We start from the raw sequence: 22,834 nt of genomic DNA, 5'->3' as shown, positions 1-22,834 counted from the left end.
CGGTCCGAGCCCCACCGCGCCGTGGGCCGGGCCGCGGGCCGGTCGGGCGTCCGGCTCCGGGAGCCACGTCCCGGAGCCGGCCCCTGCCGTCAGTCGGAGTACGTCTCGCCGCGTTCCGCCTTGGCCACCAGCGACGCCGGCGGGGTGAACCGCTCGCCGTACTGGGCGGCCAGCTCGCGCGCGCGGGCGACGAAGCCCGCCAGGCCGCCCTCGTAGCCGTTGATGTACTGGATCACGCCGCCGGTCCAGGCCGGGAAGCCGATGCCCATGATCGAGCCGATGTTGGCGTCGGCGATGGAGGTCAGCACACCCTCGTCGAGACAACGGACGGTGTCCAGCGCCTCGGAGAAGAGCATCCGCTCCTTCATGTCCTCGAACGGGATCTCGGCGTCGGGCTTGGCGAAGTGCTCGCGCAGGCCCGGCCAGATCCGGGTCCGCTTGCCCGCCTCGTCGTACTCGTAGAACCCCGCGCCGCCGCTGCGGCCGGGGCGGTCGAAGTCGTCCACCATCCGGTCGATGACCGCGTCCGCCGGGTGCTCGGTCCACGCGCGGCCCTCGGCCTCGAAGGCCTTGCGGGTCTCGTTGCGGATCTTGCGCGGCAGGGTCAGGGTGAGCTCGTCCATCAGGGACAGGACCTTCGCCGGGTAACCGGCCTGGGCCGCGGCCTGTTCGACCGAGGCGGGCTCGATGCCCTCGCCGACCATGGCGACGCCCTCGTTGATGAACTGGCCGATGACCCGCGAGGTGAAGAAGCCGCGCGAGTCGTTGACCACGATCGGGGTCTTGTTGATCTGGCGGACCAGGTCGAAGGCCCGGGCGATCGCCTCGTCCCCGGTGCGCGCGCCCTTGATGATCTCCACCAGCGGCATCTTGTCGACGGGCGAGAAGAAGTGCAGCCCGATGAAGTCGGCGGGCCGCTTCACGCCCTCGGCGAGCCCGGTGATGGGCAGGGTGGAGGTGTTGGAGCAGAGCAGGGCGTCGGGGGCGATGACGTCCTGGACCTCCTGGAACACCTTGTGCTTGAGGGCGGTGTCCTCGAAGACGGCCTCGATGACGGCGTCACAGCCCGCCAGGTCGGCGGCGTCCGCCGTGGGCGTGATCCGGGCGAGCAGCTCGGCGCGCTTGGCCTCGGTGGTGCGGCCGCGCGAGAGGGCCTTGTCGAGCAGCTTCTCCGAGTACGCCTTGCCCTTCGCCGCGGCCTCGGGCGTGACGTCCTTGAGCACCACCTCGATGCCGGCGCGGGCGCAGGAGTACGCGATGCCCGCACCCATCATCCCGGCGCCGAGGACGGCGACCTTCCGCACCTGGCGGGGGGCGACGCCCTGGGGGCGGCTGCGGCCGGCGTTGACGGCCTGGAGGTCGAAGAAGAACGCCTGGATCATGTTCTTGGCGGTCTGGCCGGTGACCAGCTCGGTGAAGTACCGGGCCTCGATGGTCAGCGCGGTCTCGAAGTCGACCTGCGAGCCCTCCACGGCGCAGGCCAGGATGTTGCGCGGCGCCGGGTACGGGGCCCCGTTCAGCTGCTTCTTGAGGTTCGCGGGGAACGCCGGGAGGTTGGCGGCGAACCGCGGGTTGGACGGCGTGCCGCCCGGGATCTTGTAGCCGGGGACGTCCCACGGCTGCTTCGACTCCGGGTTGGCGTCGATGAAGGCCCGGGCCTTGGCCAGCATCTCCTCGGGGGTGGCCGCCAGTTCGTGGACCAGGCCGTTGTCCAGCGCGCGCCGCGGGTCGTACTGGGTGCCCTGGAGCAGGACCTTGAGCAGCGCGTCCGCGATGCCCATCAGGCGCACGGTGCGGGTCACGCCGCCGCCGGCCGGGAGCAGGCCGAGCGTGACCTCGGGCAGGCCGATCTTGGAGCCGGGCGCGTCGAGGGCGATCCGGTGGTGGGAGGCGAGGCAGATCTCGTAACCGCCGCCGAGGGCCGCACCGTTGATGGCGGCGACGACGGGTTTGCCCAGGGTCTCGATGCGGCGCAGCGAGCGCTTGATCGCGGTCCCGGTCTCGAAGGCCAGGGCCGCGTCCTCGGGACGCAGCCGGATCATGTCCTTGAGGTCGCCGCCGGCGAAGAAGGTCTTCTTCGCGGAGGTGTAGATGATGCCGCGGATGGAGTCCTTCTCGGCCTCGGCGCGGTCGGCGATCGCCGCGATGGAGTCCTTGAAGGCCTGGTTCATCGTGTTGGCGGACTGGCCGGGGTCGTCGAGGACGAGGGTGACGACGCCGGTCTCGTCCTGTTCCCAGCGGATCGTGGTGGACTCGCTCATGTTCGCTACTTCCGTGTCGGAGGGGTCGGTGGTCACAGGACGATTCAGAGACGCTCGACGATGGTCGCGACGCCCATGCCGCCGCCGACGCACAGGGTGACGAGCCCGTAGCGCTTGTCCTGGCGCTCCAGTTCGTCGATGACCGTGCCGAGGATCATCGCGCCGGTGGCGCCGAGCGGGTGGCCGAGCGCGATGGCGCCGCCGTTGACGTTGACCTTGTCGAGGGACAGCCCCATGTCCTTGACGAAGCGCAGCACGACGCCCGCGAACGCCTCGTTGATCTCCACCAGGTCGATGTCGTCGATGGTCAGGCCGGCCTTGGCGAGGGCCTTGCGGGTGGCCGGGGCCGGTCCGGTGAGCATGATGGTGGGCTCGGAGCCGGAGACGGCGGCCGAGACGATCCGGGCGCGCGGCGTCAGGCCGCCCCGCTCCCCCGCCTCGCGGGAGCCGATGGCGACGAGCGAGGCGCCGTCGACGATGCCGGAGGAGTTGCCCGCGTGGTGGACGTGGTCGATCTTCTCGATCCAGTGGTACTTCTGGAGCGCGACGGCGTCGAAGCCGCCGAGGTCGCCGATGTCCGCGAAGGACGGCTTGAGCTTGGCGAGGGTGTCGGCGGTGGTGCCCGGGCGGATGAACTCGTCGTGGTCCAGGACCACCAGGCCGTTGCGGTCGGTGACGGGGACGACGGACTTCGCGAAGCGGCCGTCCTTGACGGCGTTCGCGGCGCGCTCCTGGGACAGGGCCGCGTACTCGTCCACGTCGCGCCGCGAGAATCCCTCGATCGTGGCGATCAGGTCGGCGCCGATGCCCTGCGGAACGAAGCCGGTGTCCCAGTTGGTCATCGGGTCGGCGAACCAGGCACCGCCGTCGGAGGCCATCGGCACCCGCGACATGGACTCGACGCCGCCCGCGAGGACGAGGTCCTCCCAGCCGGAGCGGACCTTGGCGGCGGCCATGTTGACGGCCTCCAGGCCGGAGGCACAGAAGCGGTTCTCCTGTACTCCGGCGACCGTGTCCGGGAGACCGGCGGCGATCGCCGCGATACGGGCGATGTCGGAGCCCTGGTCACCCACGGGGCCCACGACACCGAGCACGATGTCGTCGATGGTGGCCGGGTCGAGGCCCGGGTTGCGCTCGCGCAGGGCGTGGATGAGGCCGACGACCAGGTCGATCGGCTTCGTGCCGTGCAGGGCGCCGTTGGCCTTGCCGCGGCCGCGCGGCGTGCGGATCGCGTCGTATACGTACGCTTCGGTGCTCACTGGGTCAAGCCTTTCGGGAGGTCTGTGGTCAGGTCCTTTCCGGGACCTAGCCGAGGAGGGAGCGGCCGATGATCTCTTTCATGATCTCGGTCGTGCCGCCGTAGATGGTCTGGATGCGGCCGTCGGTGAAGGCCCGCGCGACCCGGTACTCGCTCATGTACCCGTAGCCGCCGTGCAGTTGCAGGCAGCGGTCCGCGACCCGCTTCTGCAGTTCGGTGGCCCACCACTTGGCCATCGAGGCGTGGACGTGGTCCAGCTCGCCGTTGGAGTGGTCCACGATGCACCGGTCCAGGAACGCCCGGGTGACGGCGCACTCGGTGGCCATCTCCGCTATCTCGAACCGGATGTGCTGGAGCTTGGAGAGCGGCCGGCCGAAGGCCTCGCGCTCCTTCACGTACGCGGTCGTGATCTCCAGCAGGTGCTCCGCGGCGGCGATGCCCGCCATCGCGATGCCCATCCGCTCCTGGGCCAGATTGGTCATGAGGTGGAGGAAGGCGCCGTTCTGTTCGCCGAGCAGGTTCTCCTTGGGGACCCGTACGTCGTGGAAGAACAGCTCGGCGGTGTCCTGCGCCTTCTGGCCGATCTTGTCGAGGTTGCGGCCGCGCTCGAAGCCCTCCGCGCCGCGCTCGACGACCAGCAGGGACAGGCCGTGCGCCCCACCCTCCGGGGTCGTCTTCGCGACCACGATCACCAGGTCGGCCAGGATGCCGTTGGAGATGAAGGTCTTGGAGCCGTTGAGCAGCCAGTGGTCGCCCCGGTCCTCGGCGCTCGTACGGATCCCCTGGAGGTCGGAGCCGGCGCCCGGTTCCGTCATCGCGATCGCCGTGATGGTCTCGCCGGAGCAGAAACCGGGGAGCCAGCGGCGCTTTTGCTCCTCGGTGGCCAGGGAGGTGAGGTACGGCCCGATGATGTCGTTGTGCAGGCCGATCGCGAGCCCGGGCGCGCCGGCCCGGGTGAACTCCTCGGCGATCACGGCGGCGTAGCGGAAGTCGGTGTTCCCGCCACCTCCGTACTCCTCGGGTACGGCGAGCCCCAGCAGGCCCTGCCGGCCGGCGGCCCGCCAGGCGTCGCGGCTGACGATGCCGTCCTTCTCCCACTGCTCGTAGTGCGGCAGCACCTCCTTGGCGAGGAAGGTGCGTACGGTCTCGCGGAACGCCTCGTGGTCGGCGTCGAAGATGCGGCGTTGCATCGGGCCCCCTAAAGCCAGCTCTTGACGGTTTCGATCAGCCGGGCCGGCTCGGGGCCGACGGGCGTGACGTTGAGCATGGTGACGCCCGCGGCGCGGAACGCCTCGACGCGCTCGCGCACGTAGCCGGCGGGTCCGCACAGCGTCATGAGCTCGCAGAACTCGTCCGGGACGGCGGCCGCCGCGTCGCGCTTGCGGCCGGAGAGGTAGAGCTCCTGGATCTTGCGGGCCTCCTCCTCGTACCCGTAGGCGACGGCGAGGTCGTTGTAGAAGTTCTTGCCGGCCGCGCCCATGCCGCCGACGTACAGGGCGATCTGCGGGCGCGCGCGTTCCCGTACGGCGGCGGCGTCCTCACCGATCGCGAGCAGCCCGCCCGCGACGAGCTGGAGCGGGCCGAGCCCGGGGTCCCGGCGGGCGGCGCCCTCGGCGAGGGGGCCGCCCCACACGGCGTCCGCCTTCTCGGGGAGGAAGAGGGTGGGCAGCCAGCCGTCTGCGATCTCCGCGGTCATCGCCACGTTCGCCGGGCCGAGGGAGGCGACGTAGACCGGGACGGCCGGGCGCACGGGCCGGGTCAGCATCTTCAGCGGCTTGCCGTGCCGGCCGCCCTTCTGGGGCGGCAGGGGCATGTCGGTGATGCCGTGGTGGTCGATGGTCTCGCGCCGCCAGATCCGGCGGCACAGCTCCACCGTCTCGCGGGTGCGGCCGATGGGCTTGTCGTACGGCCTGCCGTGCCAGCCCTCGACCACCTGGGGGCCGGACGCGCCGAGGCCGAGCATGGCCCGGCCGCCGGAGATCGCGTCGAGGCCGGCGGCGGTCTGGGCGATGAGGGCGGGGGTGCGCGAGTAGACGTTCAAGATGGCGGAGCCGATGCGCATCCGCTCGGTGCGGGCCGCCAGGTAGCCCATGATCGTCGGGGAGTCGAAGCCCCAGGCCTCGGCGACCCACACCGCGTCGAGCCCGGCACCCTCCAGCGCGGCCGCCCCGTCCGCGGCCCGGCGCGGATCGCCCGAGTAGTCCAGCATCATGGACAGTTCCATCAGGCGCCCTTCTCCAACAGGTTCGGTACGTCCCAGTCCCGCGCCACGGATTCCGCGTCGGCCCCCGGTTGCGCGGGGCCGCTGGTGACGGTGGCCGGGGTTGCGGAGAAGCGGGGCGCGGGGGCGGGCTGGGTGATCCCGCCGAAGTCGGTGAAGGTGCCCCGGGCCGCGAGGTGCGGGTGGTGCGGCGCCTCGGCCAGGGACAGCACGGGCGCCACGCAGGCGTCGGAGCCCTCGAAGACGGCCGTCCACTCGGCGCGGGTACGGGACTTGAAGCGGGCGGCGACGGCCTCGCGGAGCTCGGCCCAGCGGGCGAGGTCCTTGCGCGCGGGAGCCTGCTCCTTGATGCCGAGCAGCTCCACGAAGGTGTCGTAGAACTGCTGCTCCAGTGCGCCGACCGCCATGTACCCGCCGTCGGAGGTCTCGTAGGTGCCGTAGAAGGGGCAGCCTCCGTCGAGCAGGTTGGCGCCGCGCCGGTCCTGCCAGCCGCCGGCCGCCATCATGCCGTGGATCATGGCGGTGAGGTGGGCCGTCCCGTCGACGATGGCGGCGTCCACGACCTGACCGCTCCCCTCGGGGGTGCGGGCGTGCCCGAGGGCGGCGAGGACGCCGATCACGAGGTAGAGCGATCCGCCCGCGTAGTCGCCGACCAGGTTCGCGGGGACGGCCGGGGGCCCGTCCGGGGCGCCGATCATGCCGAGGGCGCCGGTGACGGCGATGTACGCGATGTCGTGGCCCGCGGTGTGGGCGAGGGGGCCCTCCTGGCCCCAGCCCGTCATCCGGCCGTAGACGAGCTTCGGGTTGCGGGCGTGGCAGTCGGCCGGGCCGACGCCGAGCCGCTCTGCCACCCCGGGGCGGAACCCCTCGATGAGTACGTCGGCCCGTTCCACGAGCTCCAGTACCCGGCCCGGTCCCTCGGGGGCCTTCAGGTCGATCAGGACGGAGCGCTTGTTGCGGTTGGTGACGTCGTACGCCGGGTTGACCGCGAGCCCGCCGCCCCCGGGACGGTCCACGCGGACCACGTCCGCGCCGAGGTCGGCGAGGAGCATCGCCGCGAACGGGCCCGGACCGATCCCGGCCAGTTCGACGACGCGTACTCCGGCGAGCGGGCCGGTACCGGACACTGCCATCGAGCCCCCAGCGTTTCCCCGTGTGAGTCGGGTGGGTGTGCAAGCGGATGAGCGGGTGGGTCTGTGAGTGGGTGGGTGTGGGGAACTGTGTGCCTGAGCAGGTGCGTGTCTGAGCAGGTGTGTCCTGAGCAGGTGTGTTCTGCGCAGGCACGTGTGACACAACCGATGTAACACCAGTGATGCTAGGAACGTGTTCCACTCAGCACAAGAGCGGGCGCTTAGCCATCTGCCGCGATCCGCGCGTCGAGTTCCCTGACGTGACGTTTGAGTGCGACGGTGCGGTAGCTCTCCTCGACCCATTCGCACACGACCTCGGCCGGTGGCGCCCCCGTCCCGCCCAGCGGCACGGAGACCCACCCGGCCCGGCCGAGGCCGTACCCCGAGGGCTCGGCGCCGGGAAAGGCCATGGCGTGGCCGTGCAGCGCCTCGTCCTTGAGCTTCACGGAGAGTCCGGGCGGCTGCGGGCCGTCGGAGTTGCCGAGGAACACGAAGATCTTCTTGTTGACCTTGACCACGCAGTCCTCGGGCCCCCAGGGGAACTCCTCGACCGCCTCGGGCAGCCCCAGTGCGAACGCGCGCACCTTCTCCCACTTGCGCACCGCAGCCTTCACCGACGCCTCCACTTACCGCAGGTCACACCTGCTCGTACGGACAGTCGACCCTCACGCTAGCCTCAGCCACCGACACCAGCTGGGAGGAGCGTCATGAACGAGCAGGTTCACCGCACAGAACGGCAACGCGCCTACGACCTCGTGCTTTTCGGTGCGACCGGATTCGTGGGCACGCTGACCGCCGAATACCTCGCCGCACACGCCCCGGCGGGCTGCCGGTGGGCCCTCGCGGGCCGGGACCTCGGCAAGCTGGAGCGGCTGCGCGAGCGGCTCGCCGCCCTGGACCCGGCGTGCGCGGACCTGCCGCTGGTCCGCGCGGACGCCTCCGACGCGCGGGCCGTACGGGAACTGGCCGCCTCCACGCGGGTGCTGGCCACGACCGTCGGGCCCTACATCTGGTACGGCGCGGAACTGGTCGCGGCGTGCGCGGAGGCGGGCACGGACTACGTGGACCTGACGGGCGAGCCGGAGTTCATCGACCGGATGTACGTCGCCCACGACGCGCGGGCCCGGGAAACCGGCGCGCGGTTGGTGCACGCCTGCGGGTTCGACTCGATCCCGGCCGACCTCGGGACGTACTTCACGGTGAACCGGCTGCCGGCCGGGGTGCCGCTGCGGGTCGACGGCTACATGCGCTCCAACGCCCTGCTCTCCGGCGGGACCCTGGCCTCCGGCCTCACCGCGATGAGCCGCGGCCCCCAGACCCTGGCCGCCGCCCGGGAGCGCCGGCTGTACGAGCCGCGACTGCCGGGCCGCCGCGTACGGGGCTCGGGGGGCGCGCCGAGGTTCAGCCCCGAGACCGGCGCCTGGGCACTGCCGCTGCCGACGCTGGACCCGCGCGTCGTGGCCCGATCGGCCGCCGCCCTCGAGCGGTACGGCCCCGACTTCCGTTACCGGCACTACGCGGCCGTGGAGCACCTCCCGGTCGCGGTGGGCGCGACGGCGGCGGTGGGGGCGACGGTGGCGCTGGCCCAGGTGCCCGCCGCCCGGCGGTGGTTGATGAGCCGCTGGGAGCCGGGCCGGGGCCCGGACGCGGAGCGGCGCGCGCGCAGCTGGTTCACCGTCCGTTTCGTGGGGACGGGTGGGGGCCGGCGGATCTTCACGGAGGTCTCGGGCGGCGACCCCGGCTACGGCGAGACGGCGAAGATGCTGGCGGAGTCGGCCCTGTGCCTGGCCTACGACGCCCTCCCGGAGACCTCCGGCCAGCTCACCACGGCGGTGGCCATGGGCGACGCCCTGCTGGACCGCCTCCAGAAGGCCGGCATCCGCTTCCGCGTGGCGGCCGAGACGGCGGGCTGAGACCGACGGGCCCCCCTCCCGGCTCCGGCCCGGCCGCCGGCCGGACGGCCTCCGCCACCGCCTCCGCCACCGCCACCGCCACCGCCTCCGCCTCGCCACCGCCGGCTAGCCGGTGCGCGTCGCCTCGCGCAGGGCGCGCCGGCACAGGGAGTCGGCGCGGCGGGTGGTTTCCGGGAGGCGGTAGCGGGGGCTGAGGGCAAGGGTGTGGGCGCAGGCGTTGTCGAGCGAGACGCGGTGGCCGACGGAGACGTAGACCGGCTTGACCCCGTCCTGGGTGCGCAGCGCCCGTCCCACGACGGCGCCGTCGGTCGCGAGGAGCGGGGCGGCGTCGCCGCGCCGGGCGCCGGGTTCCTCGTAGGTGAAGGTGAACGGGTTCTTCGCGACGCCGATGCTCGGCAGCCCGGTCACCACCCCCAGGTGGCAGGCAAGGCCGAAGCCGCGCGGGTGGGCGAGCCCGTAGCCGTCGCAGACGACGAGGTCCGGCGCGACGGTCAGGGCGTCGAGCGCGGCCAGCACGGTGGGCAGCTCGCGGAAGGCGAGCAGTCCCGGTACGTAGGGGAAGCTGACGCGCCCGACGGCGGTGCGCTCCTCGACCACTTCCAGGGTGGCCGCGTCGAGGACCACGGCCGCGGCGGCGACCAGGTCGCGTTCGTCGTCGTAGGCGACGTCCACTCCGGCGACGAGCCCCGCACCGGGCGGCGGCCCGGGCTCGTCCAGCACCACGCCGCGGCGCAGTTCGTCCTGTATCGCTCGGGCTTCGGTCTCGTCGGCGGGGGTCTTGGAGGTCGTCATGAGGTGCGAGAGTAGCCTGGCGATCATGTTCGTCATGGAGCTCACCTACACAGCGCCCCTGGAAGCCGTCGACGCGCAGATGGACGCCCACGTCGCCTGGCTGGACCGCTACTACGCGTCCGGCGTCTTCCTCGCCTCGGGGCGGAAGGTACCGCGCGAGGGCGGCGTCATCCTGGCCGCCGGCATCTCCCGCGCGGAGGCCGAGAAGATCACCGCCGAGGACCCGTTCGTCGTGGCCGGCGTCTGCGCCTACCGCATCACCGAGTTCATCGCGACGAAGACCTCGGCGGAACTCGCTGCCGTACGGGAGGTACTCCCGGCGTCCTGACGGGCCGACGGGCCGACGCGGGGCGCGGCACTGCTTGCCACGGGCACGCCGGGCGCGGCACTGCTCGCCACGGGCACGCCGGGCGCGGCACTGCGGGTCAGCGCCGACCGGATCTCCTCGTCGTGCCGCTCGCCCCGGTAGGGGTGGCTTTCGCGCAGCACTCCCTCCCTGGGCACCCCCGGTCGGCGGCCCCCCGCCGACGCCTCCGGCCGGCAGCGCGCCCCGGCGATGCGCGGCCGCTCTCCGGGCAACGCACGGGCACCGCGCCGACCGGTGTGCCGCCTGTCCGGGGACCGCAGAGCCGTCCGGTGCCGGCGGCCGTCTTGTCGGCGTAGGCCTGGAGGACGGCCCGCATCGCCTCCAGGTCCGTCACGACGTGGGGCAGCGCGTTGGAGCGGCCGATGCACTCCCGCCCCCGGCGGCGTGCCGCCGGAACTCCTCGGCCCGCCGGCATTCGGCCGGCCGGGCGCCGTCGTCGCCCGGGGACATCGCCTGCCTGGCCGCCTTCCGCCCGTCCGCTCGGGACGGGTCGGCCGGAACGGGCCCGTGGGAAGCGGGGCCTTTCGCGGCGGGCGCCCCGGCAGGCTGCGTTCAGTGCCGCTCCAGCCTGCCCACCCGCCCCTTCTCCCCCGCCGCCCAACAGCCCCCGTGGGGCGCGCAGTCGACGGAGTCGTAGGAGCCCGCGTCCAGCGCCCGCCAGGTCCGGCCCCCGTCCGACGTCACGTCCGTGCCCGTCGGGCCCACGGCCAGCGCCGCGCCCCGGGAGTGCGGGTACCAGGCCGCGCCGGAGCGGTAGGCGGGCGGCGGCACGTCGGAGGCCCGCCAGGTGCGGCCCCCGTCCGAGGACACGGCCGCGGCCAGGGGCGAGGCCTCGCCGGCGCGGTAGTCACCGCCGACCGCGAGGCCCGTCGTGCGGTCGCGGAAGGCGAGCGCGAAGACCCCCTTGGCCGGGTCCCCCGCCGGAACGGGCGATGCGGTGGCGCTCCAGCTGCGTCCGCGGTCCCCGGAACGCAGTACGCGTGACACCGCGCCCCCTCCGGTGGCGATCAGGACGTCGCGCGGCCCTGCGGCCACCAGGCACTGCCCGCTCGCGGCGAAGCCGGCCTCGCCCGCCTGCGCCTCGGGCATCCCGGCGGCCGGGAGCACCTGCCAGCTCCGCCCGCCGTCGTCCGTGGCGAGGAGCCGGAACCTGCCGTCCACCGGGTCGCTGAGCGCGAGCCCGTGGCGGGCGTCGAAGAAGGTCAGGCAGTCGTAGAAGGCCCGCGGGTCGGTGTTGCGGAAGCTCTCGGTCCATGTCGCGCCGCCGTCCTCGGTCCGCAGGACCCGCGAGGCCTCGCCCTCTCCGATGGACAGCGCGACCGCCCGGCGCTCGTCGAAGGCCTCGATGTCGCGCAGTTCCAGCCCCTGCGCCACCGCTTCCGGCGGCGAGACGTCGCGCCAGCTGCGTCCGCCGTCCGAGGTGCGCAGTACCGTCCCCTTGGAGCCGGCCACCCAGGCCGCGGAGCGGCTGACCGCCGCGAGCCCGCGGAAGCGGACCGCGTCCCTGCCCGTGGCCTTGAGCGCCCAGCCCGCGCCGCGCAGGTCGCGCGAGTCGCCCGGACCACCCGTGTCCGCCTGCGCGGACACCGCCGGCGCCGCCACCGCCAGCACCGCCAGGCACACGCCGACTCCCAGAAGTCTCATGGCGCGGGAAACTAACGCACGCCGGATTCCGCGTCCAGGGTGCGTCGGGGCGCCCGGGTTTCCCAGGGCTGTCCCGTAATCCGCGGCGGATCAGCGCGCGGCGTCAGATGCGGCGCATCGCGAGGCGGAGGGTCGTCCTCATACTGGGCGTATTCGGGCGATCCCGACAACGCGGCGAGGTGCCGTAGCCGGCGCCGCGCGCCCGCCGGGGACTGCGGGACAGCCCTGAGGCTGGCGGCATGGCTCCTGAGGATGAGCATCCGCGGCACACGGCGCAGGACCCGAAGCCCTACGCGGGCGAGCACATCACGGTCACGTACGAGGCCGGTCGCTGTCTGCACGCCGCCGAGTGCGTCGGCGGGCTGCCCGAGGTGTTCGACTCCGGGCAGCGCCCCTGGGTGCGGCCCGACGGTGCCGACCCCGAGCGGGTGGCGGAGGTGATCCGCCGCTGCCCCTCGGGAGCGCTCCTGTACCGGCTCGCCGAGGGTCCGGCCGAGGAACCGGACCGGCCGACGAGCGTCGTGCGGCCACCGGCCGGCCAGTTGGTGCTGCGCGGCGAACTGAGCGTGACCGGGCCGGACGGCACCGTCCGGCAGGAGACCAGGGTGATGCTTTGCGCCTGTGGGATGAGCGGTAATCAGCCGTACTGCGACCACTCCGGCCCCTGTGGCCACGCCTGAACACCTTGCCGCACCGATACCGTTCGGTCACTCTGTGCGATCGAACGGTCGCGATCAAGCCAGCCGGTGACACAGCTCACTCGAATGCGCCTGCACGGATTTGCCCTTTCGGGCGTCTATCCGGTTGCCGGGTCCCACCCCAAGCCCGGCAGGAGATCCGCCGCAAGGGAGCGAGCCTTGATCACTGTCATCGAGCAGGCCGTGCAGGCCCGACTGGTCGCCACCGCGCCGAAGGTCGAGACCGTACCCGTCACGCTGTGCTACGACCGTTCGGATCCCTTCGCCGTCCGGATGGCGTTCCCGGGCCCCGCGACGCTGGAGGGCGTCGAGGTGTCCTGGACCTTCGCGCGCGAGCTGCTGGAGGCCGGGCTGCGCCGCCCCGCCGGCTCGGGTGACGTGCGCGTGCGCCCGTACGACCGGGAGCGCACCAGCATCGAGTTCCACGCGCCCGAGGGCGTCGCGATCGTGCTCATGGGGACCCCTGACCTCCACCGGTTCCTGGAGCGGGCGGCGACGGTCGCGCCGCCGGGGCTGGAGCACCTCTACCTCGACCTGGACCACGGTCTGGCCGAGTTGATGCGCGGCCGCCGCTGAGCGCTCCGGCCGGCTGCCCCTCGCGATTAATCCGTTGCGGGCGGCTGCGGCCGTCCGTACCGTCGTAGGCGACCCATTGCCGTCGAAACGGAGTAGGACATTGCTCTTCTGAGGTTCGAGACACCGACCACGACCGTCCATCACCACCCGTCGGCTGTCTCCCCACGTTGCTCGTACCACTTCACGCAACCTGGAGGCCTCCATGAGTCTTGCTCCCACCTTCGTCACCTGCTCCGCCCTCTGCTTCGACTGGCCTGACGGAACTCCCGTCCTCAACGACTTCCAACTGACCGTCGGCCCCGGCCGGACCGGCCTGATCGGCCTCAACGGGTCGGGGAAGTCAACCCTGTTGAAGCTCATCGCGGGCGAACTGACCCCGTCCGCCGGACAGGTCTCCATCGCCGGCACGATCGGCTACCTCCCCCAGAACCTCATCCTCGACACGGCCCTGCGCGTGGACGAGGCGCTCGGCATCCACGCCACCCGCGCCGCCCTGCACGCCATCGAGGCGGGCGAGGCCACCGAGGCCAACTTCGCCGCGGTGGGTGACGACTGGGACGTGGAGGAACGGGCTCTGGCCACGCTCGACTCGCTCGGCCTCGCCCGGATCGGCCTGGACCGGACCGTCGGCGAGCTGTCGGGCGGCGAGTGCGTACTGCTGCGGCTGGCGGCCCTGTTGATCGCCCGCCCCGACGTCCTGCTCCTGGACGAACCCACCAACAACCTGGACCTGCGGGCCCGGCGCCGGCTCTACGCGGCCGTCGAGTCCTGGTCCGGCGTGCTGGTGGTGGTCAGCCACGACCGCGAGCTGCTGGAGCGGGTCGATCAGATCGCCGATCTGCGCGACGGCGAAGTCCGCTGGTACGGAGGGAATTTCACCGACTACGAGGAGGTGCTCGCCGCCGAACAGGAGGCCGCCGAACGGATGGTCCGGGTCGCGGAAGCCGACGTGCAGCGGCAGAAGCGCGAACTCTTTGACGCCCAGATGAAACTGGCCCGGCGCAAGCGCTACGGCCAGAAGATGTGGGACAGCAAGCGCGAGCCGAAGATCGTGATGGGGGCCCGCAAGCGGGCCGCCCAGGAGTCGGCCGGCAAGCACCGCATCATGCACACCGAGAAACTCGCGGACGCCCGCGAGCGGCTCGACCAGGCGGTGGAGGCGGTGCGCGACGACGACGAGATCCGCATCGAGCTGCCCGCGACCCGGGTGCCGCCGGGGCGGCGCGTCCTGACCCTCGGCGACCTGCGCCCGGCCCACGGGCCCGCGATCGCGGGTGAGTGGGAGCTGCGGGGACCGGAGCGGATCGCCCTGGTGGGAGGCAACGGCTCGGGGAAGACGACCCTGTTGCGGACGATCGCCGGCCGGCTCGCCCCCGCCTCGGGTGAGGTGTCGACGCACGTGCCGACGCGGTTCCTGCCGCAGCGGCTGGACGCCGACGTCCTGGACGACGAGCGCTCGGTCGTGGAGAACGTGGCGCGGTTCGCCCCGCATGCCACGAACAACGTGATCCGGGCGCGGCTCGCGCACTTCCTGTTCCGCGGGGCCCGGGCGGACCGGCCGGCCGGGACGCTGTCGGGCGGCGAGCGGTTCCGGGCGGCGCTGGCGGCGCTGCTGCTGGCGGAGCCGGCACCGCAGCTGCTGATGCTGGACGAACCGACGAACAACCTGGACCTGGCGAGCGTGCGGCAGCTGACCGGCGCCCTGGAGTCGTACGAGGGGGCGCTGCTGGTGGCGAGCCACGACGTGCCGTTCCTGGAGTCGCTCGGCATCACGCGCTGGCTGCTGCTGGACGGGCAGGCGGGGCTTCGGCCGACGACGGCCGAGGAGGTCCGCGAGTCGCTCTGGCTCGGATGAGCGGGAGCGGTCGCGGGAGCGGCCGGAGAGCCGGGAGGTCCGGGCGCCGGCGGAGGCGGGCGTCGGGGGGCGGGGGCCGGCCCTCCGGCCCCCGCCCCGAGCGTCAAGACGCGGGCCGGGACCACCTGCGTGCGTGATTTCGGTTCCGATTTGCCCTTCCGCGCGCCCTCATACAGGGCCTCAAACTGCACAGATAACCGGACGTAACCGCTCATAGGGAGGGGTGGGGCTTGGCTGGTCCTTGATGCCGTGCTTAACCTACGACTCCGTAGGCTACGGAACCGTAGGTAATTCGCTTGTTCCCCCTGGAGTACCCGTGACGATCACCTCCCCCCACCTCGGCAGCTCGGAGGCGTGGACCGACGCCAAGTTGCTGTTCGCGCTGGAAGAGGTGGTCGAGAAGGAACTCAACCGCCATCTGAAGGTCACCAAGGACTGGATGCCCCACGAGTACGTCCCGTGGAGCGACGGCCGGAACTTCCCGGGCTTCTTCGAGGACGGGGAGGCCTGGGACCCGCAGCAGTCCAAGGTCACCGACATCGGCAAGATCGCCCTCGTCGTCAACCTGCTGACCGAGGACAACCTGCCCAGCTACCACCACGAGATCGCCTCGCTCTTCGGGCGCAACGGCGCCTGGGGCACCTGGGTGCACCGCTGGACGGCCGAGGAGGGCCGCCACGGCATCGTGATGCGCGACTACCTCCTGGCCTCGCGCGCCGTGGACCCGGACAAGCTGGAAGCGTTCCGGATGCAGCACATGTCGGAGGGGTTCGAGTCCGACAACAGGCACTCGATGCTGCACTCGGTGGCCTACGTGGCCTTCCAGGAGCTCGCGACCCGCATCTCGCACCGCAACACCGGCCACCAGTCCGGTGACCCGGTCTGCGACCGGATGCTGGCCCGCATCGCGCAGGACGAGAACCTGCACATGATCTTCTACCGGAACCTGCTGGGCGCCGCCTTCGAGCTGGCCCCGGACCTGACGATGCAGGCCGTGCGGGACGTCGTGGTCAACTTCCGGATGCCCGGGCACGGCATGCCGGGCTTCGAGCGGATGGCTGCGCAGATGGCGATCGGCGGGGTGTACAACCTGCGGATCCACCACGACGACGTACTGAGCCCCGTGATCCGGTTCTTGAAGATCATGGACATCGACGGTCTCGGCCCCGAGGGGCAGCAGGCCCAGGAGGAGCTCGGCATGTTCATGGACGGCCTGGACTCCGAGGCCCGCAAGTTCGACGAGCGGCTGGCCGCCCGCGCGGCGCGGCTCGCCGCGCGCAAGGGCTGACCTCCGGCACCCACAGCCCCGGCAGGGCCGCGCGCCGCGCGCTCTGCCGGGGCTTCGGTCTTGCCAGGGCTTCGGCCTTGCCGGGGCATCGACCGCTGCCGGGCCTTCGCCTCGGCGGGGCTTCGGCCTCTGGCCGGGCCTCCGGCGCGCCCGCTCATGCCGCGCCGGTCAGGCCCGGGGGCGCAGGGCGAGGCGCTCGGACTCCGAGAGGCCGCCCCAGACGCCGAAGCGCTCGTCGTTGGCCAGGGCGTACTCCAGGCACGCGGTCCGGCCCTCGCACGCCCCGCACAGCCGCTTCGCGTCGCGCAGCGAGGAGCCGGGCTCGGGGAAGAAGAAGGCGGGGCCCGTCTGCGCGCACAGGGCGAGGTCGTACCAGGCGGGTGCGGCAGCGGCAGTGGTCGGGCGGTCGCTCGTGTTCATCGACATGACGGAGATCCTCACCGCCGCCGATGGACGTCCGATCAACGCCTCATCAACACGGTTTCCTACGCGCCGGGGGCCGGGGCGCTGGTGATGACCGCGAACCGGGCGCCGAAGGGGTCCGCGGCCTTCGCGAAGCGGCCGACGCCGTCCATGGAGACGGGGGTGAGACGGACCTTGCCGCCCGACTCCTCCACCCGGGCCGCCGTCGCGTCACAGTCGGCGACCTCGAAGTACGGGGTCCAGTAGGGGCGTTCGGTGTCCTCCACCGGGTCCGCCGCGATCGGCACGAGACCGCCGAAGGCCTCCTCGTCGGGCGCGCCGGCCGGCTTGACCATGGTGTAGGTGCCGCCCTCGAAGGGCATCTCGGCGACCTCCCAGCCGAAGACGGCCCGGTAGAAGGCGGCGGCCGCTGCGACATCGGGTGTGTACAGCTCCGTCCAGCACAGGGTGCCGACGGCCGTCACCTCGTCCAGGCCCTTGTGCCGGCCGGGCTGCCAGGCCGCGAACGCGACGCCCGCCGGGTCGGTGAAGACCGCCATGCGGCCGAGGTCCAGCACGTCCATCGGTTCGAACGCGACCGCGCCGCCCGCCTCCCGCACGGCTGCCGCCGTCGCGTCCAGGTCGGACGTGCGGAAGTACACCGTCCACGCGGAGGGCCCCTGCTCGGGGGTGACGGTCATCCCGCCCGCGACGGTCTTCCCGCCGAGCCGGAACATCCCGTACCCGCCGACCTCCTGGCCGCCCGGCTCGTAATCCCACCCGAACAGGCCCCGGTAGAACCCGGCCGCGCCATCGATGTCGGGCGTCCCGAGGTCCAGCCAGTTGGGGGAACCGTCCCTGTAGTCCGTACTGAGCATGGCAGTACCCCTTCCCTGCACCGGCGACTGATGCCTCCTTCGAGCATGGCACCCCCCACTGACAACGGCCGCCCCACGCCCCTGCTCCACCCGGCGCAGCCACCCCCCGAGCACCCCGAAGTCCTCGCCGGTCAGGCCCGCACGCGGGTCGACGCGGTGCAGGAGCGCCCGGCCCGGGTGGTGCGCAGCCACCCAGGCGCGGTCCTCGGACGTGATCTCGTCATCGACCCAGACGAACGGCCGCCCGTCCGCCCACGCGACGACGGACCGGGTCTTCCAGTGGAGCCCTTCCGGCTCGGGCCCGGAAGGTTCCGGCAGGTCCAGCACGGGGAGCTCCGGCAGGCCGAGACGCCGCCCCACGAGCGGGTTCGCGTCCGCCGTCCACGTCGTCGCCCACACCAGCTCGCACCGCAGTGACGCCAGCCGCGGGCCGAGCGCGGGATCGAGGCGCTCCAGCAGGGGGTTCCCGCCGGTGCCCGCCGGGTCGGGGTAGGCCGGGTAGCCGGCGCCACCGAAGGGGATGAGGGGGCCGTCGATGTCCAGGAACAGCAGCGGGCTGCGGTAGGAGCGGATCATCGTCGCACCCTAGGCAACGCGGGGCGTCAGTGGTCCGCGGGTTTGGCGCGGCTGGGTTGGACGCGCTTGGGTTCGCCCGGCATCTTGGGGTAGTCCGGGGGATACGGCATGTCGCCCAGGCCGTGGTCGTGCTCCTGGCGGTCCGCGAGGTCCAGGACGGTGTCCAGGGAGAACGCGTGCTCGTCCATGTCGGCGTGCAGGTCACCGAGTTCCGCGAAGCGCCCCGGCATCGTGACGATGTCGAAGTCCCGCGGCTCCGCGTCGTCCACCTCGTCCCAGCGCAGCGGCGCGGACACCGGGGCGTGGGGGCGGGGGCGGACGGAGTAGGCGGAGGCGATGGTGCGGTCGCGCGCCGTCTGGTTGTAGTCCACGAAGATCCGCTCGCCGCGCTCCTCCTTCCACCAGGCCGTCGTGACCTTGCCCGGCATCCGCCGTTCCAGCTCCCGGCCGAGGGCGATCGCACACCGCCTGACCTCGGTGAACGTCCACCGCGGAGCGATCGGCACGAACACGTGCAGCCCGCGGCCGCCCGAGGTCTTCGGCCAGCCGCGCAGCCCCACCTCGTCCAGCAGCGCCCGCAGTTCGTGGGCGGCGGCGACCGCGTGGTGGTAGTCGGTGCCCGGCTGCGGGTCCAGGTCGATGCGCAGTTCGTCGGGCCGGTCGGTGTCCTCGCGGCGCACCGGCCAGGGGTGGAAGGTCAGGCAGCCCAGGTTGGCGGCCCACAGGACGGCGGCCGGCTCGGTCGGGCAGATCTCATCGGCCGTCCGCCCGCTGGGGAAGGCGATGTGGGCGGTCGGGATCCAGTCGGGCAGGTTCTTCGGGGCCCGCTTCTGGAAGAAGGACTCCCCCTCCACCCCTTCCGGGTACCGCTCCAGCGTCGTCGGTCGGTTGCGCAGGGCCCGGGTGATCCCGGGAGCGACCGCCAGGTAGTACTCGGCGACGTCCCGCTTGGTGAGGCCGCGCTCCGGGAAGTACACCTTGTCCGGGCTGGACAGCCGAACCGTCCGCCCGCCCGCGTCCAGCTCGATCGCATCACGCGCAGCACCCATGTCCGCCACGGTAGGCGGCCCCGGCCCGCCCCGCACACCGGACGGATCCCGCCGGGCGCGCACACCGCGCGGCCCCGGCGGGGCCGCCGCAGAATCGAAGGCATGGATCTGCCGGTGATGCCCCCCGTGAAACCGATGCTCGCGAAGTCCGTGACCTCCATTCCGCCGGGCATGCAATACGAGGCGAAGTGGGACGGCTTCCGGGCCATCGTCCACCGCGACGGCGCCGAGGTCGAGATCGGCAGCCGCACCGGCAAGCCCCTGAACAGGTACTTCCCCGAGCTCGTGACGGCCTTCAAGGACAATCTGCCCGACCGCTGCGTCGTGGACGGCGAGATCGTGATCGTCCACGACCGCCGTCTCGACTTCGACCGCCTCACCGAGCGGATCCACCCGGCCGCCTCCCGGGTCAAGATGCTCGCCGAGACGGCCCCGGCCAGTTTCGTGGCCTTCGATCTGCTCGCGCTCGGCGACGAATCGCTCCTCGACACCCCGCTGGCCGACCGCCGCAGCGCCCTGACCCGTGCCCTTTCCACCGCCCGGCCCCCCGTCCACCTCGCGCCCGCCACCACCGACCCCGCACTCGCGCACGACTGGTTCGAGCGGTTCGAAGGCGCCGGGCTGGACGGGGTGATCGCCAAGCCCCTCGATCTCCCGTACCGGCCCGATGCCCGCCTGATGTTCAAAATCAAGCACGAGCGTACGGCCGACGTCATCATCGCCGGTTTCCGTTTCCACAAGAGCGGTCCGATTGTCGGATCGCTGCTCCTGGGCCTCTACGACGCCCGCGGCACCCTCCAGCACGTCGGCGTGTGCGCCGCCTTCCCCATGAAGCGCCGCGCCGAGCTGCTGACCGAACTCGAACCGCTGCGGATGCCCGATCCCGGGGGCCACCCCTGGGCCGCCTGGGCCGAGGAGGCCGCCCACGAGAGCGCCCGGCTGCCCGGCGCGCAGAGCCGATGGACCGGCAAGAAGGACCTGTCATGGGTCCCGCTCCGTCCCGAGCGGGTCTGCGAGGTGGCCTACGACCACATGGAGGGCGACCGCTTCCGGCACACCGCGCAGTTCCGCCGCTGGCGCCCCGACCGGCTGCCGGAGAGCTGTACGTACGCCCAGCTGGAGGAGGTCGTCCGCTACGACCTCGCCGAAGTGCTCGGCACTCCCGGGAGCCGAGACCCCGGGAGCCGAGACCCAGAAAGCTGAGACCCCGGAGCCGAGACCCAGAAAGCGAAGACCCAGAGAGCCGAGGCCCCGCCCCGGAACCGAACGACCCCCTCAGCCCATCGTCAGCTTCTCCCACTCCCCCCGGTCCGGCCCCACCGCGTTCGGCGTGAAGTCCGGCCGGTCCGCCAGCCACCGCGCCACCCGCGCCCGGACCTCCGGATCCGCGTACGCCCGTTCCGGCGGCTCGACCAGGTGCCGCACCCTCGCCCGCGCCCGCATCACCTCGGGGTCCTCCAGCGCGCAGTCGAAGAGCGCGGCCACCTCCCGCGCCGTCCCCGTACGCCCCGCCCTCGTCGCGAACCGCTCCCCGATGGCGGCGTCCGCGACCACCGGGAAGTCGAACCAGGGCTTCAAGGTCCGCACCGCCCACGCGTGGTACCCGGCGGCGAACGCGGGCGACCCGGGCTCCAGATGCAGCGTGCGCGCCACCCGGCTCGCGGCCCACAACGCCAGCGAAGTGCCCTGCCCCAGCGTCGGGTTGGTGTGGGTGATGGCGTCCCCGACCGGCACCAGCCCGCTCACCACCGGTCCCCGCTCGTCGTTCAGCGCGCTCCACCGGTTGTCGAGGCTCGCGGTGGCCAGTACCTCCGAGAGCGGCTCCGCGCCCAGCCGCAGCCACGCCTCCCCCGGTGGGAAGGCCCGCGCCGCGGCCTCGAAGACGGCCGGGTCGCGCAGCGCCGAGCGCGTGGGGTCCTCGGTGTGCACGAACAGGGTCACGGCGAAGACCCGGTTGTCGGCGGGGAAGACGGCGCAGCCGGCGAAGGTGCCTCCGGTGACCGCCCAGGGACGGCGCGGCCCTTCCGCCAGAGCGCCGGGCAGCCGGTACCAGCGGCAGAAGTAGGCCAGTCCGGTGCGGTGCCGCTCCACCACCGGCGGCCGGCAGCCCGCCGCGGCCAGCCACCGCTCGGTGGCGCCGCGCCGCCCGCCCGCGTCGACGACCAGGTCGCCCTCGTACCTTCCGGCCACGGAGGTGACGCCCCGGACCCGGTTCCCCTCGAACCGGAGTCCGGTGACCGGCTCCCCGTAGCGCGCGACGACGCCCGGCTCGGCGCGCAGGGCGGTGGCCACGGCGCTCTCCAGCAGGATGCGCCGCGCCTGGATCATGACAAGGTCGTCGTCGCCGGGCCGCGTCGGCGGGCGTTCGTCGAACCAGTCCAGCTCGCTGCGCTCGCGCGCCCCCAGCCGGAGCATCTCGGCGTGGACGTCCGGCAGTTCGCCGCGCAGTACGGTGCGCGCGGCGCCGAGCAGGGCGTGGGGCTGGGTGGCCTGGGGGACGGTGGGGCGGCGCCAGCCGAAGAAGTCGCGGTCGAGGGCGGTGCCCGGGGCGCGGGAGTCGCGTTCGAAGAGCTCGACGGTGTGTCCCCGCCGGGCCGCGAGCAGCGCGGTCGCCTGCCCGCCGATCCCGCCGCCGATGACCAGTACGTGTGCCATTGAGCCCCCCTGAGCCGACGAACCGTACGACGATCGGACCGCCCAGAGCCTGCGCGGGCCGCCCCTGACCGAAACCCGCACGGTTGTCCGAACCCGAACCCGAACCCGACCCCGACCCGAACCCGACCGCGAACCCGAACCCGACACCGACACCGACCGCGACCCCGAACCCCACACCGGCCCCCGGGTCCTGCCTGGACTTTGCGAAGGGTCGGGGCCGTGCGCCGGGGGCTGCGCTCAGCCCGAGTCCCCCCGGTACGCCCGCAGCGCCCTGCGGGTCTCCGCCTCGACCAGGTCGGCGTTCAACGCCGCCGCGGCCCGCGCGCCCTGCGCGGCGGCGCCCGCCAGCTGTTCCATCGGGGCGGTGACGTTGCCGGCCACCCACACCCCGGCCAGCGCCGTCGCCCCGGTCTGCGGGTCCGAGGCCACGCACGTGCCGAGCACCGCGCCGTCCCGCTCGACGGTGGTGAGGGGCAGCCCGAGGCCGGTCAGCACCCCGGCGCGGGCGGTGAAGCCCGGCGCGACCACCAGGGCCCGGCAGGGCGCTGCGGCCGCCCCCTCCCCCAGGACCACGCCGCTCAGCCGGTCGTCCGCGTCGACGGCCAGCCCCGTGACCTCCCCCTCGACGACCGCGATCCCCCGCGCGGCGAGCAGCTCCCGTTCGGGCGCGTCCGGCCGCCAGGTGTGGGCCAGCAGCGTCACCCGGTCGCTCCACTGCCGCCACAGCAGCGCCTGGCGCACGGCGACCGGCCCGGTCCGGGAAGCGGCGAGCACCGCCAGCGGCAGGTCCCGTACCTCCCAGCCGTGGCAGTAAGGGCAGTGCAGCACGTCCAGGCCCCATCGGGCCCGCAGTCCCGGCACCGGCGGCAGCTCGTCCACCAGCCCGGTGGCCACCAGCAGCCGCCGGGCCCGGACCACCGAGCCGTCACCGCAGCGGATCAGGAACCCCCCGTCGGGCTCCCGGTCGGCGGCGATCGCGGTCCCGGCCGCGCCGGTCCGGATCTGCGCTCCGTACCCGGCCGCCTCCGCCCGCCCCCGCTCCAGCAGCCCGGCGGGGCTCTCGCCGTCGTGCCCGAGGTAGCCGTGCAGCCTGGCGGCGGGGGCGTTGCGCGGGCTGCCCGCGTCGAGCACCAGGACAGAGCGCCGGGCCCGCGCCAGGGTCAGCGCCCCCGCCAGTCCGGCGGTCCCGCCGCCCACGACCACCACGTCGAACCGTCCCGCGATCACCTTGTCCATGGGGCCGAGCGTGCGCCGGACCCGGTCCTCTTGAC

Annotated in this window: 20 protein-coding genes; 7 read left to right on the top strand and 13 right to left on the bottom strand. The window is 73.0% G+C overall.

What is annotated here, in order from left to right; genetic code table 11:
- Positions 1-89 precede the first annotated feature (89 nt).
- From ACIA6C_RS22000 to ACIA6C_RS21975, 6 genes are all read right to left on the bottom strand, one after another.
- Complete coding sequence (locus tag ACIA6C_RS22000) at positions 90-2,261, bottom strand: 3-hydroxyacyl-CoA dehydrogenase NAD-binding domain-containing protein (RefSeq protein WP_399278136.1); 2,172 nt, start codon at positions 2,259-2,261, stop codon at positions 90-92.
- 44 nt (positions 2,262-2,305) lie between these two features.
- A complete protein-coding gene (locus ACIA6C_RS21995) occupies positions 2,306-3,520 on the bottom strand; it encodes an acetyl-CoA C-acetyltransferase (protein WP_399278134.1) in 1,215 nt (404 codons plus the stop codon).
- 46 nt (positions 3,521-3,566) lie between these two features.
- Complete coding sequence (locus ACIA6C_RS21990) at positions 3,567-4,709, bottom strand: acyl-CoA dehydrogenase family protein (protein WP_399278132.1); 1,143 nt, start codon at positions 4,707-4,709, stop codon at positions 3,567-3,569.
- A gap of 8 nt (positions 4,710-4,717) precedes the next feature.
- Positions 4,718-5,743: an LLM class F420-dependent oxidoreductase gene (locus tag ACIA6C_RS21985; protein ID WP_399278130.1), complete on the bottom strand. Its 1,026-nt coding sequence runs from the start codon at positions 5,741-5,743 to the stop codon at positions 4,718-4,720.
- On the bottom strand, positions 5,743-6,873 hold the full coding sequence (locus ACIA6C_RS21980; RefSeq protein WP_399278128.1) for a CaiB/BaiF CoA transferase family protein: 1,131 nt from the start codon (positions 6,871-6,873) through the stop codon (positions 5,743-5,745). The genes ACIA6C_RS21985 and ACIA6C_RS21980 overlap by 1 nt, the downstream gene beginning before the upstream one ends.
- Positions 6,874-7,091: 218 nt before the next feature.
- Positions 7,092-7,496: an MmcQ/YjbR family DNA-binding protein gene (locus tag ACIA6C_RS21975; protein ID WP_399278126.1), complete on the bottom strand. Its 405-nt coding sequence runs from the start codon at positions 7,494-7,496 to the stop codon at positions 7,092-7,094.
- A gap of 81 nt (positions 7,497-7,577) precedes the next feature.
- On the opposite strand from ACIA6C_RS21975, the gene ACIA6C_RS21970 reads away from it, so the two are divergent.
- Positions 7,578-8,783, top strand: coding sequence for a saccharopine dehydrogenase family protein (locus ACIA6C_RS21970; protein WP_399278124.1), 1,206 nt, complete (start codon positions 7,578-7,580; stop codon positions 8,781-8,783).
- A gap of 105 nt (positions 8,784-8,888) precedes the next feature.
- On the opposite strand, the gene ACIA6C_RS21965 is transcribed toward ACIA6C_RS21970, so the two are convergent.
- Positions 8,889-9,575, bottom strand: coding sequence for an endonuclease V (locus tag ACIA6C_RS21965; protein ID WP_399278122.1), 687 nt, complete (start codon positions 9,573-9,575; stop codon positions 8,889-8,891).
- 25 nt (positions 9,576-9,600) lie between these two features.
- On the opposite strand from ACIA6C_RS21965, the gene ACIA6C_RS21960 reads away from it, so the two are divergent.
- Complete coding sequence (locus ACIA6C_RS21960; protein ID WP_399278688.1) at positions 9,601-9,903, top strand: YciI family protein; 303 nt, start codon at positions 9,601-9,603, stop codon at positions 9,901-9,903.
- A 591-nt stretch (positions 9,904-10,494) separates the two neighbouring features.
- Here the strand turns inward: ACIA6C_RS21960 and ACIA6C_RS21955 are convergent.
- Positions 10,495-11,586, bottom strand: a complete 1,092-nt coding sequence (locus ACIA6C_RS21955; RefSeq protein WP_399278120.1) for a WD40/YVTN/BNR-like repeat-containing protein — start codon at positions 11,584-11,586, stop codon at positions 10,495-10,497.
- A 239-nt stretch (positions 11,587-11,825) separates the two neighbouring features.
- On the opposite strand from ACIA6C_RS21955, the gene ACIA6C_RS21950 reads away from it, so the two are divergent.
- From ACIA6C_RS21950 to ACIA6C_RS21935, 4 genes are all read left to right on the top strand, one after another.
- Complete coding sequence (locus ACIA6C_RS21950; protein WP_399278118.1) at positions 11,826-12,266, top strand: (4Fe-4S)-binding protein; 441 nt, start codon at positions 11,826-11,828, stop codon at positions 12,264-12,266.
- A 177-nt stretch (positions 12,267-12,443) separates the two neighbouring features.
- Positions 12,444-12,860, top strand: a complete 417-nt coding sequence (locus tag ACIA6C_RS21945; RefSeq protein ID WP_361132793.1) for an SsgA family sporulation/cell division regulator — start codon at positions 12,444-12,446, stop codon at positions 12,858-12,860.
- Between the two features lie 202 nt (positions 12,861-13,062).
- A complete protein-coding gene (locus tag ACIA6C_RS21940; RefSeq protein ID WP_399278116.1) occupies positions 13,063-14,715 on the top strand; it encodes an ABC-F family ATP-binding cassette domain-containing protein in 1,653 nt (550 codons plus the stop codon).
- A 316-nt stretch (positions 14,716-15,031) separates the two neighbouring features.
- A complete protein-coding gene (locus ACIA6C_RS21935) occupies positions 15,032-16,003 on the top strand; it encodes an acyl-ACP desaturase (RefSeq protein WP_366082268.1) in 972 nt (323 codons plus the stop codon).
- A 168-nt stretch (positions 16,004-16,171) separates the two neighbouring features.
- Here the strand turns inward: ACIA6C_RS21935 and ACIA6C_RS21930 are convergent, their stop codons facing one another.
- From ACIA6C_RS21930 to ligD, 3 genes are all read right to left on the bottom strand, one after another.
- Complete coding sequence (locus ACIA6C_RS21930; protein ID WP_366082270.1) at positions 16,172-16,423, bottom strand: WhiB family transcriptional regulator; 252 nt, start codon at positions 16,421-16,423, stop codon at positions 16,172-16,174.
- 65 nt (positions 16,424-16,488) lie between these two features.
- Entirely contained in the window at positions 16,489-17,859 is a 1,371-nt protein-coding gene (locus ACIA6C_RS21925; protein ID WP_399278113.1) for a VOC family protein, read from the bottom strand.
- Between the two features lie 26 nt (positions 17,860-17,885).
- On the bottom strand, positions 17,886-18,908 hold the full coding sequence (ligD, locus tag ACIA6C_RS21920; protein ID WP_366082266.1) for a non-homologous end-joining DNA ligase: 1,023 nt from the start codon (positions 18,906-18,908) through the stop codon (positions 17,886-17,888).
- A 102-nt stretch (positions 18,909-19,010) separates the two neighbouring features.
- Here ligD and ACIA6C_RS21915 point away from each other — a divergent pair, with 102 nt between their 5' ends.
- A complete protein-coding gene (locus ACIA6C_RS21915; RefSeq protein WP_399278111.1) occupies positions 19,011-20,111 on the top strand; it encodes an ATP-dependent DNA ligase in 1,101 nt (366 codons plus the stop codon).
- A 72-nt stretch (positions 20,112-20,183) separates the two neighbouring features.
- Here the strand turns inward: ACIA6C_RS21915 and ACIA6C_RS21910 are convergent, their stop codons facing one another.
- Positions 20,184-21,563, bottom strand: coding sequence for an NAD(P)/FAD-dependent oxidoreductase (locus ACIA6C_RS21910; RefSeq protein WP_399278108.1), 1,380 nt, complete (start codon positions 21,561-21,563; stop codon positions 20,184-20,186).
- A gap of 237 nt (positions 21,564-21,800) precedes the next feature.
- The gene (locus ACIA6C_RS21905) at positions 21,801-22,799 is read right to left on the bottom strand and encodes an NAD(P)/FAD-dependent oxidoreductase (RefSeq protein ID WP_399278106.1); all 999 of its coding nucleotides are present in this window, start codon (positions 22,797-22,799) and stop codon (positions 21,801-21,803) included.
- Positions 22,800-22,834 lie beyond the last annotated feature (35 nt).

It is taken from the genome of Streptomyces sp. NPDC051578 (genome assembly GCF_044454045.1).
Classification (GTDB): Bacteria; Actinomycetota; Actinomycetes; order Streptomycetales; family Streptomycetaceae; genus Streptomyces.
This window is presented reverse-complemented; position numbering and strand designations above follow the sequence as displayed.

Bases quoted from the DNA above. Each gene is read 5' to 3' on its own strand.
- ACIA6C_RS21970 (WP_399278124.1), top strand. From the start codon at position 7,578: ATGAACGAGCAGGTTCACCGCACAGAACGGCAACGCGCCTACGACCTC.
- ACIA6C_RS21960 (WP_399278688.1), top strand. From the start codon at position 9,601: ATGTTCGTCATGGAGCTCACCTACACAGCGCCCCTGGAAGCCGTCGAC.
- ACIA6C_RS21990 (WP_399278132.1), bottom strand. From the start codon at position 4,709: ATGCAACGCCGCATCTTCGACGCCGACCACGAGGCGTTCCGCGAGACC.
- ACIA6C_RS21910 (WP_399278108.1), bottom strand. From the start codon at position 21,563: ATGGCACACGTACTGGTCATCGGCGGCGGGATCGGCGGGCAGGCGACC.
- ACIA6C_RS21940 (WP_399278116.1), top strand. From the start codon at position 13,063: ATGAGTCTTGCTCCCACCTTCGTCACCTGCTCCGCCCTCTGCTTCGAC.
- ACIA6C_RS21950 (WP_399278118.1), top strand. From the start codon at position 11,826: ATGGCTCCTGAGGATGAGCATCCGCGGCACACGGCGCAGGACCCGAAG.
- ligD (WP_366082266.1), bottom strand. From the start codon at position 18,908: ATGGGTGCTGCGCGTGATGCGATCGAGCTGGACGCGGGCGGGCGGACG.
- ACIA6C_RS21955 (WP_399278120.1), bottom strand. From the start codon at position 11,586: ATGAGACTTCTGGGAGTCGGCGTGTGCCTGGCGGTGCTGGCGGTGGCG.
- ACIA6C_RS21925 (WP_399278113.1), bottom strand. From the start codon at position 17,859: ATGATCCGCTCCTACCGCAGCCCGCTGCTGTTCCTGGACATCGACGGC.
- ACIA6C_RS22000 (WP_399278136.1), bottom strand. From the start codon at position 2,261: ATGAGCGAGTCCACCACGATCCGCTGGGAACAGGACGAGACCGGCGTC.
- ACIA6C_RS21905 (WP_399278106.1), bottom strand. From the start codon at position 22,799: ATGGACAAGGTGATCGCGGGACGGTTCGACGTGGTGGTCGTGGGCGGC.
- ACIA6C_RS21965 (WP_399278122.1), bottom strand. From the start codon at position 9,575: ATGACGACCTCCAAGACCCCCGCCGACGAGACCGAAGCCCGAGCGATA.
- ACIA6C_RS21930 (WP_366082270.1), bottom strand. From the start codon at position 16,423: ATGAACACGAGCGACCGCCCGACCACTGCCGCTGCCGCACCCGCCTGG.
- ACIA6C_RS21980 (WP_399278128.1), bottom strand. From the start codon at position 6,873: ATGGCAGTGTCCGGTACCGGCCCGCTCGCCGGAGTACGCGTCGTCGAA.
- ACIA6C_RS21915 (WP_399278111.1), top strand. From the start codon at position 19,011: ATGGATCTGCCGGTGATGCCCCCCGTGAAACCGATGCTCGCGAAGTCC.
- ACIA6C_RS21985 (WP_399278130.1), bottom strand. From the start codon at position 5,743: ATGGAACTGTCCATGATGCTGGACTACTCGGGCGATCCGCGCCGGGCC.